This window comes from Sphingomonas sp. IBVSS2 (genome assembly GCF_002127225.1).
Taxonomy (GTDB): Bacteria; Pseudomonadota; Alphaproteobacteria; order Sphingomonadales; family Sphingomonadaceae; genus Sphingomonas.
On the sequence record NZ_NFUR01000002.1, the window covers coordinates 565524 to 579572 of the forward strand.

Sequence of the window (14049 nt, forward strand, 5' to 3'; positions counted from 1 at the left end):
CTGAAACAAACTCAGGGTGACGGTTGGTTGTTGTTTCTCAGGCCGCCTCGGCCCCTCTCGCAATCGCCACGATGCCGGTGCGCGCCACCTCGACCAGACCGAGATCGCGCATCAGCTCGACGAACTTGTCCAGCTTCTCGGAACCGCCCGTCACTTCGAAGACGAAGCTCGACGTGGTCGCGTCGACCACCCGGGCGCGGTACACCTCGGCGAGACGCAGCGCCTCGATCCGGTGCTCGCCGGTGCCTGCCACCTTCACCAGCGCCAGCTCGCGCTCGACATGCGGGCCGAAAGCGGTGAGATCGGTCACCTTGTGCACCGGCACCAGCCGCTCGAGCTGGGCGATGATCTGCTCCATCACCGGGGCCGAGGCCTCGGTGACGATGGTGATGCGGCTGATCAGGTCGTCGTCGCTGATCTCCGACACGGTGAGCGAGGAGATGTTGTAGCCCCGCGCCGTGAACAGGCCCGCGATCCGGGCAAGGATGCCCGGCTCGTTGTCGACGATGACGGCGAGCGTGTGCCGCTCGACTGCTTCTTCCTTGATGTGCATGGGATCAGACCAGCGCCTTGGCTTCGTCGTCCATCTCGCCCGAGACTTCGGCCGATTGGAGCAGCATTTCGGTATGGGCGGCGCCCGACGGGATCATCGGGAAGCAGTTGGCGAGCTTGGCCACCATGCAATCCACCAGCACCGGCCCGTCATGCGCGAGCATCTCGGCGATGCCGGTGTCGAGCTGGTCGCGCGTCTCGATGCGGATGCCCTTCCAGCCATAGGCCTCGGCTAGCTTCACGAAATCGGGCAGCGCGTCGCTGTAGCTCTCCGAATAGCGCGACTGATAGGTCAGCTGCTGCCACTGGCGGACCATGCCCATATATTCGTTGTTCAGGATGAAGATCTTGACCGGCAGGCGATATTGGGTCGCCGTCGCCAGTTCCTGGATGTTCATCTGGATCGAGGCTTCGCCGGCGATGTCGATCACCAGCGCGTCCGGATTGCCCAGCTGGGCGCCGATCGCGGCCGGCAGGCCATAGCCCATCGTCCCCAGGCCGCCCGAAGTCAGCCATTTGTTGGGGTCCTCGAAGTCGAAATGCTGGGCGGCCCACATCTGGTGCTGGCCGACTTCGGTGGTGATGATCGGGGCCTTGTCCTTGGTCGCCTCCCACAAGGCCCTGATGGCGCGTTGCGGCATGATGACCTGGGGATCGGCCTCCTGGAAATCCAGGCAGCGGGTCTGGCGCCAGCCCTGGATGCGGTTCCACCATTCGGACAGGTCCGGACGGGGGTGCTTCCGGCGTTGATACGCATCGATCATCGCCTGGATCGCCCGGCCGACGTCCGCCACGATGGGCAGGTCGACGCGGACGTTCTTGTTGATGCTCGACCGGTCGATATCGACATGGATCTTCGCGCTGTTCGGCGAAAAGGCATCCAGGCGGCCGGTGACGCGATCGTCGAACCGGGCACCCAGGGCGATGATCAGATCGGCCTTGTTCATCGCCATATTTGCTTCGTAGGTGCCGTGCATCCCCAGCATGCCCAGCCACTTGTCGTCAGAGGCGGGGAAGGCGCCGAGGCCCATCAGGGTCGAGGTGACCGGCGCGCCGGTGATCTCCGCGAGCTGGCGCAGCAGGCGCGCGGCGTCGGGACCCGAATTGATGACCCCGCCGCCGGTGTAGAAGATCGGTCGCTCGGCCGCGGCCAGCATGTCGACCGCCCTCTCGATCGCCGCCGCATCGGGCTCGACCTGCGGGCGATAGGTCTTGTGCGAGATCGGGGCGTTCTCGCCGCGCCGCGCGGTCGCGACCTGGACGTCCTTGGGGATGTCGATCACCACCGGGCCCGGCCGGCCCGAAGTGGCGATGTAGAAGGCCTCGCGAATCGTCGGTTCGAGCCGGGCGGGGTCCTTCACCAGATAATTGTGCTTCGAGCAGTGGCGCGTGATGCCGACCGTGTCCGCCTCCTGGAAGGCATCGGTGCCGATCAGGCCGGTGGGGACCTGGCCGGTGATGACGACCATCGGGATCGAATCCATCAGCGCATCGGTGATGCCGGTGACTGCGTTGGTCGCGCCCGGGCCCGACGTGACGAGGACGACCCCCGGCTTGCCCGTGGCGCGGGCATAGCCCTCGGCCGCGTGCGTCGCCGCCTGCTCGTGGCGGACAAGAATATGTTTGATGCGATCCTGCTTGAAGATGGCATCGTAGATCGGAAGCACCGCGCCGCCGGGATAGCCGAACACGACTTCCACACCGAGATCGCACAGCGTCTCGATCAGGATGTCTGCTCCACTCTTCTCGGTCACATCGGCCTCCGTTGGTTGCAGTGCAAAACGCACCGCCGAAGGGCGCTGCTACCTGCACGAAAACTACGCGTCAAGCCGCATTATAGTAATTTTGTTTCGAATATCTCAATGAGTCTGTTCGTTTGTGTCTCGTCCGTGCGCTCCCATTCGGGCGAGGGCTGGCGGCGGAACCAGGTGTACTGGCGCTTGGCGTACTGGCGGGTGGCGAGCGAGCCGGCGAAATGCGCCTCGTCCATGTCGCTCTCGCCCTGAAGCGCCAGGCCGATCTCGCGCACTCCGATCGCGCGCAGCACCGGGGCGTCGTCCGGCACGTCGGTGCGGGCGAGCAGCGCCTCGACCTCTTTCTGGGCAACCTTGACCATGTGGCGGAAGCGGCGGTCGATCCGGTCGGCGAGCCAGGTCTTGTCGGGCAACAGGATCAGCGCGGCGATGCGCACCTCGCCGCCGATGCCGCCATGACGTTCCGCCTGCCAGGCGCCGAGCGACTTGCCGGTGGAGCGGACGACTTCGAGCGCGCGGGACACGCGGGCGGTATCGGCGGGCTTGAGCCGGGCGGCGGTTTCGGGATCGAGCCGGGACAGCTCGGCATGCGCATCGGCGACCGCCATGGCGCGGACCGCGGCGCGGACTTCCGGATCGATCTCGGGCACCGGGGCGATCCCCTCGATCAGGGTGCGCAGATACATGCCGGTGCCGCCGACGAGGATGGGGAGGCGGCCCGCCGCATGCGCCTCTGCGATGGCGCCGCGGGCCTCGGCCGCCCAGCGCGCGGCGGAATAGGCATCGGCGCCATCGACATGGCCGAACAGGCGGTGCGGGGCGCGCTTCTCCTCCTCGGCTGTGGGGCGGGCGGTGAGTATTCGGAGGTCGGCATAGACCTGCATCGAATCCGCGTTGATCACGATGCCGCGATGCTTTTCGGCCAGCGCGAGCGCGAGCGCGGACTTGCCGCTCGCGGTCGGCCCTGCGATGAGCGCCACCAAAGGCAGGTCAGGGGATCCGATGTTCATTGCGACGCTTATAACAGAGGGTTTGACCGCAGGGCAGCTTTCCGAGGCGGGTGACCGGCTGGCGGCGGCGGGCTGCGCCCCGGGAGCGTCGCGCTGGATCGACGCGGGGCGCGCGGCGGACCTCGAATTCGTCCAGCATCCCGATGCCGCGCGTGCCGCGCTGGAAGGCGCGTTCCCCGCTTGCGACGTGGCGGTGCAGCCGATGGCGGGGCGGGAGAAGAAGCTGCTCGTCGCCGACATGGATTCGACGATGATCACCGTGGAGTGCATCGACGAACTGGCAGACTATGCCGGGATCAAGCCGCAGATCGCCGAAGTGACCGAGCGGGCGATGCGCGGCGAGCTGGATTTCGGCGCGGCGCTCGACGCGCGGGTAGCGTTGCTGAAGGGCCTGCCGGAGGGTGCGATCGCGCAGTGCCTGGCCGAGCGGGTGCAGCTGATGCCGGGCGCGAAGGCACTGGTGCGCACGATGCGGGCACGGGGGGCGACCTGCGTGCTGGTATCGGGCGGGTTCACGCGCTTCGCCGAACCGGTGGGTGCGGAGATCGGCTTCCACCGGGTGATCGCCAACCGGCTGGTGATCGCGGACGGTGCGCTGGACGGGACGGTCGAGCGGCCGATCGTCGACAGCAACACCAAGCTCGAGACACTGGTGGCGGTGCGGGGCGAACTGGGGCTGGCGGTGGACGGCACGCTGGCGGTGGGCGACGGCGCCAACGACCTGGCGATGATCCGCGCGGCCGGGCTGGGCGTGGCCTATCACGCCAAGCCGATCGTCGCGGCGGCGGCGGGCGTGCGGATCGACCATGGCGACCTGAGCGCGCTGCTCTACGCGCAGGGGATCGCGGCGAAGGATTGGGCGGAGAGCTGAGGCTCCTGCGCGGGAACGCGCAGGAGCGGAGCGGGATCAGCCGTTCTTGGCCGATACGTACAGGAACTGCGGATCGGCCTGCGCGAGCGGGCCGCCGGCGTCGATATAGGTATAGAAGCGGGCATTCGCTTCGGTCTGGCTGCCGAGCGTGATCGAACCCGGATGGCCGGACGTATTGGTGTTGAGCGATGCCGACAGCGCATAATCGTTGCTGCGGAACGGCTTGTCCCAGTTGACCAGATAGTCGCCCACGCCGACGCGGACCACCGACGCGCCCTGGCCGCCATCGATCACGACCTGGGCGCCATCCCAATGGAACTTCACCCAGGGTTCGGCATGCGCCCCGTCATAGAGCGTGAAGGCCGGGCCGAACGAAGCCTTGGACGTTTCCACCGGCGGGGTGGCCGGATTGCCGTCATGGTCGGTGAACTGCGGTTCGGCTTCATATCCGGTCACGATGTTCCGCCGCCCATTGTCCACCATCTGCGCGGCGAGCGACGAATAGGCGAAATAGGGAAGCGCGATCCGGTTGTTCTGCGAGCTGTTGCCGAGATAGAGGAAATAGTCGAGCTGGGGCACGCCACCCGTCCGGTCCTGGCCCTCGATATAGCCGTCGGCCATGTGATTGTTATAGCCTTCGACCCGGAGCAGGAAGCTGCGGTTGGGGTTGCCGGGCTGCTTTAGCACGGCCTGCAATGTGTTGCCGCGCCATGCATTGCCGGTGGCATAGCGGCTCTCCTGGACGAGGATGTGGTGGCCCAGCTGAAGGTCGCAAGTGTCGATCGTCGTCGCATGCGCCCCGGAGAGCGGGCTGAGATCGCCGTCGTCCTGGGTGATCAGCTTGTACGCACCCCAGACCGCGCAGTTGCGGATCGTGTTCACCTCGCCGCCGGCATAGGGCGTCTTTTCGTTGGGCAGCTTGGTGCCGCTGCTGACGTTGCCGATCACGATGCCATAGCCTTGGACTTCATATTCGCGGCTGATGGCCTTGGGCTTGTCCAGAATGACGTTTTCGGGCGCGATATTGCCGACGTGCACGCGCTCGACGATCGAGCGAGTGATGTTGCGCAGATCGATGCCGATCTGGATCGCGGTGGCGGTGATGCTGTCGGTCGGATGCGTCAGGACCACGCCGAAGTCGCGGAGCACCACATCGGTGACATAGGCGTTCGAGTCGTTCGGATCGAAGGCGCGGCGGAGGATCGATCCGCCGCCATAGGCTGCGAGCTGCGCGATGGAGCCGCCCCCCGGCAAGGCATGCAGGATGGTGGCGCCGCGTCCTTCGCCGACGATCTGGTTGCCCGTCCGCAGCACCAGGCCGACCGACGGATCGATCCGGTAGATGCCGGCGGGAATGAAGATCCGATAGTGGTCGTTCAGTGCCGCCTGGATAGCGGCGGTATCGTCGACTCCGCCAGTGCCCGCGAAATAGGGGGCTTCCTTCACATTGACTGTCATGATTGTCGTCCTCGCTTGCCGACGGGCCAGGATTGCCCTCCGAACAAAACGGGAACATTGTATTCTCCAACATTGCAAGCGCGCTGGCTACGCTCCCAGCCAGCGAAAGGCGTTTGCGACGACCGCGCGAGCATCCCGTTCGACCGGCGGCCCATGCGCGATCACGAGCTTCTCCGCCGGCCAGTCGAGGATGCGTCGTACCGCCAATCGGGCGGCGGGGCGGTCGGAAAAGGCATAGCGGAACTTGCGGGGGACCTGGGGTTCGCGCGCCGTCATCCCGTCGAGCCGGGCGACGATCGCGCGCCAGCCGGCGAACCATCCGCGCGGGAAATGCTGGATCAGGTCGGTGAACAGCAGCGTGCGGCTGGCGTGGTGGAAGAAGGCCAGCTCGGTCGTGATCCGATTGCCCGATAGGGTGATCTGGTCGATCTCGTCGTCCCAGGCAAAGCCTGGCCCGTCCGCCAGGTCGCGGCCGAAACGCAGATCGGGATGTCGCGTGGCAAGGCCGGGCGGGGCGTGGAGCGTCGCCTGTGGGAAGGCGCGTTGCCATTCTCCCAGGAAGCGATCGTGCAGGCCGTTGGGCGCGATGAGGTGCCGCACCGCGCCGAGCGCCGCGACCGCGCCGCGCAAGCCATCCGAAAGCGCGATCGGCGACCAGAGGAAGAGCGTGCCGTCGCGCAACCGCATCACTGCCATCCGCGTGGGGTAGCGAAAGCCCGCGACCGACACGACGGGGCCGTCCGCCAGCCAGATTTCCGTGCCGAAGGGTCTCAGCATGGCTTCCATCGCTGCGGACTCCCCGTCGATGCGTCCCGGGCTCAGCGCACGCCCTTGCCGAAGGTGAAGCTGAGGCCAAGGCCGCCGGAAAGCTGATTGCGGCTGCCGATCGGCCCGCGCGAAAGGGGGGAATCGGCGCCGTCGCCCACCAGCCGATCGTAGCGGGTGTAGCCGTACAGGCCCCAGCGACGGGAAAATTGCCAGGTGGCGGTGCTGCTCACGCCCAGCGCATGGACCGCGCTGCCATCGGCGCGGTAGACCGGCAGGCCCGTGCGGGCGGCGACGGCGGGCGTTACTTCGAAATAGGCGCGGCGATATTTCGCGTCCGACAGCGAGACGCGCGGGCCGATCGAGATCACCCATTTGTCGCCGTCGCGGGCGACATAGTCGAGCCCGACGCCGCCGATCAGCCCGCCATGGCCGTTGATGCCCTTGCGCAGTTCGGCATGGAGGCGCAGCGGCCTGGCAAGCCAATATTGCGCATAGCCGCCCAGTTCGATCGTGGTGCCGACCTCGTCGACCGGGGCGCCGGCCTCGCTCCGGCGGCGCGAGCCCTGGAAATTGGCGGCGGGGCCGAACTCGAACCCGCTTTTGTCGATCAGCGCGAAGCCGAAGCTGTCGTCCGCGGCCACGAAGGGGAAGGGGTCGTCGCCGCGCGCGGTGGCGACATCGAGCATCGGGGTGAGCTGCAGCTTGTCCGCCCCGGGATAATTGGGGGTGAGCTGGGGGCCGAGCGAGACGCGGTAGCGCCGTGGCGGCCTGGGTTCGTCATCCTGTGCATGCGCGGGCAGGGCGATGGCGAGCAGGGGCGCGAGCGCGAGGAAACGGATCATCATGCTCGAACGCCCTACACACAGCTCTGTTGCAGGTGCGATATGACTATTGGCCGACCGGCACGCAAGGGCTCACGCCGCGACAGGCGCTCGCGGCCTCGCCGCGGCTGGCAAAGGGGCCGACCAGCACCTTGGTGAGGGTGCCCGCCTTCACATAGGAAACCTGCCGGCCCGGGAAACGGGCGCCGACCTGGCCCCAGAGCTTGCGGGCATTGGCGGGTTCGCCGAATGCGCCGAGCTGGAGCCGCCAGCCGCCGTCGCGGATCGCGGCGGGCGCCGGCGGGGTCGCCGCGACCTTGACCGGCGCGGGCGCCGGGGTGGCGGTGACGCGCGGCGGCGGCGTGCGGACGGGCGTGGTGCGGGGCGGCGGCGTACCGGCGACTTCCACCGGGGGCGATGCCGCGCCGGGCAGGGGCGCGCGGTTCGCCTCTTCCTCATATTTGCGCGCCAGGGTCAGGCCCGCCTGGCGGTCCTGCACCGTCATGTACTTGTCCATCTGCGCGAGGGCGCTCGAGGCTTCGGCCAGGCCGGACTGCGAGGCACGGGTGACCAGCGCATAGGCGCGCACCCAGTCCTTCTGGACCGCGTCGCCGTTGAAATACATCGTGCCGAGCACGTATTGCGCGCGCGGATCGCCGCGGCCGGCGGCGCGCTGGAGCCAGGGTGCCGCCTTGTCGCGCTTGCCGTTGGCGAAGAGGGCGAGGCCGTAGCTCGCCTCGGCCTGCTCATGGCCCTGCGCGGCGGCCTTGCCGTACCAGAGCTCGGCCTGGTTCAGGTCGGCGGTGACGCCGCGGCCGAGCTTATAGGCCTGGCCGAGATTGAACTGCGCGTCGGCATCGCCCTTCATCGCCGGGCTGCGCCAGCGATCGACGGCGCCCTTGTAGTCGCCGCGCTCCCATGCCTCGACCCCGGCCTTGACCGGATTCTCCTGCGCGAGCGCCAGCGGGGCGGCGAGCGCCATCCCGGCAACAGCGATCAACCCGAGAAGCTTCATGCGACCTTTCGACTCCCGTCCCGGCAAGATTGGATAAATGCCAGTTAACCATCGTTTGTGAAAGAAATCCTTACCCGGCCGCACGTACGGAGAATCCCGGGGCGGAACGCCGTTAACGCATTCTTAGACGCCGCCATGGCATCCCCACTCTCGGGTAACTGGTATTTCGAGGGGGTTCATGCGCGTTCTCGCGATGGCATCGCAGAAGGGCGGATCCGGCAAGACGACCTTGTCGGGCCATCTCGCCGTGCAGGCGGAACGGGCCGGGTGTGGCCCGGTCGTGCTGATCGACATCGATCCGCAGGGCTCGCTCGCCGATTGGTGGAACGAGCGCGAGACGGATCTTCCGGCCTTTGCGCAGACCACGGTCGCGCGGCTGGCCTCGGACCTCGAGATCCTGCGCCAGCAGGGCTTCAAGCTCGCGGTTATCGACACGCCGCCGGCCATCACCATGGCGATCCAGAGCGTGATCGCGGTGGCCGAGCTGATCGTGATCCCGACGCGCCCGTCGCCGCACGACCTGCGCGCCGTGGGCGCCACGGTCGATCTGTGCGATCGCGCGGGCAAGCCGCTGATCTTCGTCGTCAACGCCGCCACGCCCAAGGCCCGGATCACCAGCGAGGCCGCGGTGGCGCTGTCGCAGCACGGCACCGTCGCGCCGATCACGCTGCATCACCGCACCGATTTCGCCGCCTCGATGATCGACGGCCGCACCGTGATGGAAGTCGATCCGAACGGCCGCTCGGCCGGCGAGGTCGCGGCGCTGTGGACCTATATCAACGACCGGCTGGAGAAGAACTTCCGCCGTACCGTCTTCGCCGCGCCGACCGCGGTCAATCAATTCGGCGCGCCGCGCCCGGCTGGTGGCTTCGGCCGCAGGGTGGTGAGCTGATGTTCGGCACCCCCAAGCCCACCGCCTCGCTCTCCTCGAGCCTGCTCGCCCGCAAGGGCCAGGCGCGCCCGGCGATGCGCCCGCAGGGTTTCGTCGGCCTCAATCCGGCGACCGCCCAGGAGGATCTCGGCTGGAACGACATGGGCGACGATCACGCCCATGCGCACCATGCCCAGCAATTCGCGCCCGAGCCGGCGCCGATACCGGCACCCAAGCCCCAGGTGCTGCGCCAGATCGAACAGCTCGACGAGCGGTTCAGCGCGCCCGAGCCGGTGGCCGTGCCGCCGGCACCCGTGGCGGTGACCGCGCCGCCGTCCGCTCCGGTCGCGCCGCGCGCCGCGCTGGCCCCGGCCGCCGCCGAACGGCTGGCCCGCGAAGTGGCAAGGAAATCCAAGGCGGCGTTCACGCTTCGCCTCGACAATGACCGGCATCTGCGCCTGCGCCTCGCATCGGCGGTCACCAATCGTTCGGCGCAACAACTCGTGACCGAGGCGCTCGACGCCTTTCTCGAATCGCTGACCGAGGTCGAGACGCTCGCGCGTCAGGTCGGCCCGGCCGGGAACCGTTGAAGGAACGGATGATGAAGACCCGTAGCAAGCTCGTGATCGGCCTCTCGGCGCTCGCGGCCGGCGGCACGCTGGCAGCCGGCATCGCGACCCAGGGCTTCGCGCTCTCGGCCTTCGCGACCGATGCGCCCAATGCGAAGAAGGCGGCGCAGGAAGCCGGCCAGGCGCACAAGGCGATCGCCCGGCGCAAGGCCGCCGACGCGGTTGCGCATGCCGAGGCGGCAGTGGCCAATGATCCGCAGAACGCCGAATATCGCGCGCTGCTGGGCCAGGCCTATCTGCTCTCCGGCCGCTTCGCCTCGGCCAACCAGGCGCTGGGCGATGCCCTGACGCTCAATCCCGGCGACGGGCGCGTGGCGCTCAACCTGGTCCTCGCCAAGATCGCGGGCGGCGACTGGCCGGGCGCGCGCGCGATGCTGCAGTCGCATGAAGACACGATCCCCGCCGCCGATCGCGGCCTGGCCTTCGCGCTGGCCGGCGATCCGGTGAAGGCCGTCGAGATACTGGGCCCCGCCGCCCGGGCCGAGGACGCCACCGCCAAGACCCGCCAGAACCTCGCGCTCGCGCTTGCGCTCTCGGGCCGCTGGGCCGAAGCCAAGCAGGTCGCCGCCGTCGACGTCGCGCCCGACCAGATCGGCGCGCGCATGCTGCAATGGGTGAATTTCGCTCGCCCGACCAACGCTTATGACCAGGTTGCCTCGCTGCTCGGCGTGACGCCGGTGCAGGACGCCGGCCAGCCGGTCCGCCTCGCGCTGGCCCAGCAGAACGTGATGCTCGCTGCCGCCGCGACCCAGCCGGTACAGACCGTGCCGGCGCAGGACGCGGTCGACAGCTACATGCCGGGCGTTCCGGCCAACGCCCAGGCAGTCGCGGTCGAGACCGGCGGCGCCGCCGCGGCCGCTTCCGTCACTGCGACGGCCGCCGTCGAGGTCGCGCCGGTCGCCGGCACCAATGGCGGTGTCGTGTTCGGCCCGCGCGAGGAAGTGGTGCAGGCTGTTCCCGCCGCCGCGGCCCGGGCGCCCGTCGCCACCGCATCGTTGAGTGCGCGCGCACCGGCGATCGAGAAGGTCGCGTCGGCCAGGCCGTCGCGCGGCAATTTCTACGTCCAGCTCGGCGCCTATGCGAGCCCGGCGGTGGCCCGCGACGCATGGAGCCGCTTCGGGCACCGGGTGTCGGCGCTTTCGGGCCAGACGCCCTATGGCGCCAAGGTCTCGACCCGGGCGGGCAGCTTCTATCGCCTGTCGGTGGGCGGCTATGGCCGCGGCGACGCCGAGGCGCTGTGCCGCCAGGTGAAGGCGAGCGGCCAGACCTGCTTCGTGCGCGCCGGCGCGGGCGACGCGCTGGCGGCCTGGGCCAGGCCGGGCGTGCGCCTGGCTTCGCGCTGAACAAGTTTCCCTCTCCCATCGGGAAAAGAGAGGCCGGGGCGGCAACGCCTCGGCCTTTTTCTGGCGCTTGACGAACAGATAACCTGCTGGTTATGAGAAATGCATAGCCATATGGTTATGTATTTTCGGGGAGGCAGTCATGATCCGCCAGATTCATCGTTGGACCGGTATCGTCTTCAGCATCGCTGCGATCGTGAACATCGTCGCGGTGATCACGGGGAGCAATGCGATGTGGCTCGGGCTGGTTGCGGTGATCCCGCTGCTGGTGCTGCTGCCGACGGGGCTCTACATGTTCGCCCGGCCCTATCTCGCGAGGAACGCATGAGCGAAGACAAGACCGCCGCCGAGCAGATCGACGCCCGCATCGCCGCCTTGGACGACTGGCGCGGCGAGGCACTGGCACGGGTGCGGGCGATCATCCACGAAGCCGATCCCGAGGTGGCGGAGACGTGGAAGTGGCGCGGCGTGCCGGTGTGGGAACATGCCGGCATTCTCTGCACCGGCGAGACCTACAAGGCGGCGGTGAAGCTGACCTTCGCCAAGGGCGCGGCCCTGGCGGATCCCAAGGGGCTGTTCAATTCGAGCCTCGACGGGAATGTCCGCCGCGCGATCGACATCCACGAGGGCGAGGCGATCGATGTGGAGGCGCTCAAGGCGCTGATCCGCGAGGCGGTGGCGGCGAACCTGGCCAAGCCGGCGCGGAGATGACGGTCTAGGAGCGGGCGCCGGCGCCTTATTCGATCTCCCGGCCACCCTTGAAGACGCGGTGGACCTTGCCCTGCACCGGCAGCCCGTCGAACGGCGTGTTGCCGGCGCGCGCCTTCATCTTCGTGGCGTCGATCGCCCAGGGTGCTTCGGGATCGAACAGGATGAAGTCGGCGGGCCTGCCGGCTTCCAGCGTGCCGGCATCCAGGCCGAGGATGCGCGCCGGGTTGGCGGCGAGCAGTTCGAAAAGGCGCTCCAGCGTCAGCACGCCGTCGCGGACCAGGCCGAGCGACAGGGCGAGCAGCGTCTCGGCACCCGACATGCCTTCCTCGGCATCGGCGAAGGGCAGGCGCTTGCCCTCGGGCCCGCGCGGATCATGGCCCGAGGCGATGACGTCGATCGTGCCGTCGGCGAGCGCGGCGCGGACCGCCTGGCGGTCGCCATCGCCGCGCAGCGGCGGCGAGAGGCGGGCATAGGTGCGATAGTCGCTGACGTCGATGTCGGAGAGCAGCCAATGCGCCGGCGTGACGCCACAGGTGACCTGCACGCCGCGGCGCTTGGCCTGGCGGACCAGGTCGAGCCCGGCGGCGGTGGTGACCTGGCGGAAATGGACGCGGGCGCCGGTATCCTCGGCGAGCATCGTGTCGCGCGCGATCGCCAGCGCCTCGGCAATCGCGGGGGCGGCGGCGAGGCCCAGAAGCGTGGCGGTGAGGCCTTCGGTCGCGACCGCGTCGCCCGCGAGCCCGCCATCCTCGGCATGGGCGATGACGGTAAGGCCGCAATCGCGGGCATAGGCGAGCACCTTGCGCATCACGCCCGCGTCCGCGATCCAGCGGCGGCCGGTGGCGACGGCCCTGGCACCCGCCGACGCGTTGATCGCCATCTCGGCCAGGTCGGCACCCTGGAGGCCGCGCGTGGCGGCGGCGAGCGGATGGACCCATAGGTCGGGCTTCCCCATCAGCGCGGCGCGGCGGATGATGCCGGGATCGTCGAGGATCGGCGACTGATCGGGCATCAGCCCGACTCGCGTGATGCCGCCGGCCCGGCAGGCGGCGCGGTCCACGGCGAACACGCCCAGGTCGACGATGCCGGGGGCGAGGGTGAGGCCCTTGCCGTCGATGGTCTCGGCGCCGGCAGCGTCGCTGGCGATGGTTTCGCCGTCAAAGGCGAAGCTGGCGCCGCCGCCAAGGACTTTGACGTTTTCGAACACACGGCTCATGCCCAGCCCTCCACGCCGCGCTCGGCCCTGGTGAGCACGTCGAGGCAGGCCATGCGGACGGCCACGCCCATCTCCACCTGTTCGGTGATCGCGCTGCGCTCCGGATGGTCGGCGATCGCGCTGTCGATCTCTACGCCGCGGTTCATCGGGCCCGGATGCATTACCAGCGCATCGGGCCTGGCAAGGGCGAGCCGCTCGGGCGTGAGGCCATAGCGGGCATGGAACTCGCGGGTGGAAGGGATGAAGCCGCCGGCCATCCGCTCGTTCTGGACGCGGAGCATCATCACGACGTCGGCCCCTTCCAGCGCGGCGTCGAAATCGATGAAGGGCGTGACATAGAGTCCCTCGATCGCCGGGGGCATCAGCGTGGAAGGCGCGACCACACGGACCTCCGCGCCCAATGCGGTCAGCGCCAGCATGTTCGAGCGGGCGACGCGGCTGTGGAGCAGGTCGCCGCAGATCACCACGCGCTGGCCCGCGACCGCGCCGCGGCGGCGGCGGATGGTAAGCGCGTCGAGCAGCGCCTGGGTCGGGTGCTCGTGCCAGCCGTCGCCGGCGTTGAGCACCGGGCAATCGACCTTGTCGGCGATCAGTTGCACCGCGCCCGAGGCCATGTGGCGGATCACGATCACATCGGCGCGCATCGCGTTGAGCGTCACGGCGGTGTCGATCAGCGTCTCGCCCTTCTTCACGCTCGACTGGGCGGCGTGCATGTTGACCACGTCCGCCCCCAGGCGCTTGCCGGCGATCTCGAAGGAGAGGAGCGTGCGGGTCGAGTTCTCGAAGAACGCGTTGATCTGGGTGATGCCCTCGAGCCGCCGGTCGCTCCTGGCGCGGGTGCGGTTCGCCTCGATCCATTGCTCGGCCTCGTCGAGCAGGAACATGATCTCATGGGGCTGGAGGCCCGCAATCCCGGTGAGGTGCCGGTGCGGGAAGACGGCGCGGCCCTTTATCTGGGCTGCGGGGCGATGATCGGAGGCCTGCATTAAAGCCGTCGCCTAGACCCGCCGGGCCGGCGAGGCAAGCCGCGAGG

Annotated in this window: 15 protein-coding genes; 6 read left to right on the forward strand and 9 right to left on the reverse strand. The window is 68.7% G+C overall.

What is annotated here, in order from left to right; all coding sequences use genetic code 11:
* Positions 1 to 37: 37 nt before the first annotated feature.
* From ilvN to miaA, 3 genes are all read right to left on the reverse strand, one after another.
* Positions 38 to 553: an acetolactate synthase small subunit gene (ilvN, locus tag CAP40_RS08705; RefSeq protein WP_086128979.1), complete on the reverse strand. Its 516-nt coding sequence runs from the start codon at positions 551 to 553 to the stop codon at positions 38 to 40.
* A gap of 4 nt (positions 554 to 557) precedes the next feature.
* Positions 558 to 2306 carry a biosynthetic-type acetolactate synthase large subunit gene (gene ilvB / locus CAP40_RS08710; RefSeq protein WP_086128980.1) on the reverse strand — a complete coding sequence of 583 codons (1749 nt, stop codon included), beginning with the start codon at positions 2304 to 2306 and terminating at the stop codon, positions 558 to 560.
* Between the two features lie 80 nt (positions 2307 to 2386).
* Complete coding sequence (gene miaA, locus CAP40_RS08715) at positions 2387 to 3316, reverse strand: tRNA (adenosine(37)-N6)-dimethylallyltransferase MiaA (RefSeq protein WP_086128981.1); 930 nt, start codon at positions 3314 to 3316, stop codon at positions 2387 to 2389.
* Between miaA and serB the strand changes: the two genes are divergently transcribed.
* Complete coding sequence (gene serB, locus CAP40_RS08720) at positions 3309 to 4187, forward strand: phosphoserine phosphatase SerB (RefSeq protein ID WP_086129382.1); 879 nt, start codon at positions 3309 to 3311, stop codon at positions 4185 to 4187. The genes miaA and serB overlap by 8 nt on opposite strands.
* 36 nt (positions 4188 to 4223) lie before the next feature.
* On the opposite strand, the gene CAP40_RS08725 is transcribed toward serB, so the two are convergent.
* The 4 genes from CAP40_RS08725 to CAP40_RS08740 all read right to left on the reverse strand — a co-directional run bounded on the left by CAP40_RS08725 (position 4224) and on the right by CAP40_RS08740 (position 8249).
* Positions 4224 to 5645, reverse strand: coding sequence for a glycosyl hydrolase family 28-related protein (locus CAP40_RS08725; RefSeq protein WP_086128982.1), 1422 nt, complete (start codon positions 5643 to 5645; stop codon positions 4224 to 4226).
* Positions 5646 to 5732: 87 nt separating this feature from the next.
* Positions 5733 to 6422, reverse strand: a complete 690-nt coding sequence (locus tag CAP40_RS08730) for a DUF4336 domain-containing protein (protein WP_086129383.1) — start codon at positions 6420 to 6422, stop codon at positions 5733 to 5735.
* Positions 6423 to 6463: 41 nt separating this feature from the next.
* The gene (locus CAP40_RS08735) at positions 6464 to 7258 is read right to left on the reverse strand and encodes a MipA/OmpV family protein (RefSeq protein WP_086128983.1); all 795 of its coding nucleotides are present in this window, start codon (positions 7256 to 7258) and stop codon (positions 6464 to 6466) included.
* Between the two features lie 43 nt (positions 7259 to 7301).
* A complete protein-coding gene (locus tag CAP40_RS08740) occupies positions 7302 to 8249 on the reverse strand; it encodes an SPOR domain-containing protein (RefSeq protein WP_086128984.1) in 948 nt (315 codons plus the stop codon).
* Positions 8250 to 8427: 178 nt separating this feature from the next.
* On the opposite strand from CAP40_RS08740, the gene CAP40_RS08745 reads away from it, so the two are divergent.
* The 5 genes from CAP40_RS08745 to CAP40_RS08765 all read left to right on the forward strand — a co-directional run bounded on the left by CAP40_RS08745 (position 8428) and on the right by CAP40_RS08765 (position 11800).
* Positions 8428 to 9141, forward strand: coding sequence for a ParA family protein (locus tag CAP40_RS08745; protein ID WP_086128985.1), 714 nt, complete (start codon positions 8428 to 8430; stop codon positions 9139 to 9141).
* Positions 9141 to 9710, forward strand: a complete 570-nt coding sequence (locus CAP40_RS08750) for a hypothetical protein (protein WP_086128986.1) — start codon at positions 9141 to 9143, stop codon at positions 9708 to 9710. The genes CAP40_RS08745 and CAP40_RS08750 overlap by 1 nt, the downstream gene beginning before the upstream one ends.
* Before the next feature lie 11 nt (positions 9711 to 9721).
* A complete protein-coding gene (locus CAP40_RS08755; RefSeq protein ID WP_256924089.1) occupies positions 9722 to 11092 on the forward strand; it encodes an SPOR domain-containing protein in 1371 nt (456 codons plus the stop codon).
* Positions 11093 to 11231: 139 nt separating this feature from the next.
* A complete protein-coding gene (locus tag CAP40_RS08760) occupies positions 11232 to 11417 on the forward strand; it encodes a hypothetical protein (protein WP_086128988.1) in 186 nt (61 codons plus the stop codon).
* Positions 11414 to 11800, forward strand: coding sequence for a DUF1801 domain-containing protein (locus CAP40_RS08765; RefSeq protein WP_086128989.1), 387 nt, complete (start codon positions 11414 to 11416; stop codon positions 11798 to 11800). Before CAP40_RS08760 ends, CAP40_RS08765 begins: the two co-directional genes overlap by 4 nt.
* 25 nt (positions 11801 to 11825) lie before the next feature.
* Here CAP40_RS08765 and CAP40_RS08770 read toward each other — a convergent pair whose 3' ends face one another.
* Together CAP40_RS08770 and CAP40_RS08775 are read right to left on the reverse strand one after the other, a co-directional pair.
* Positions 11826 to 13016: a dihydroorotase gene (locus CAP40_RS08770; RefSeq protein WP_086128990.1), complete on the reverse strand. Its 1191-nt coding sequence runs from the start codon at positions 13014 to 13016 to the stop codon at positions 11826 to 11828.
* Entirely contained in the window at positions 13013 to 14002 is a 990-nt protein-coding gene (locus CAP40_RS08775) for an aspartate carbamoyltransferase catalytic subunit (RefSeq protein WP_086128991.1), read from the reverse strand. The genes CAP40_RS08770 and CAP40_RS08775 overlap by 4 nt, the downstream gene beginning before the upstream one ends.
* Positions 14003 to 14049 lie beyond the last annotated feature (47 nt).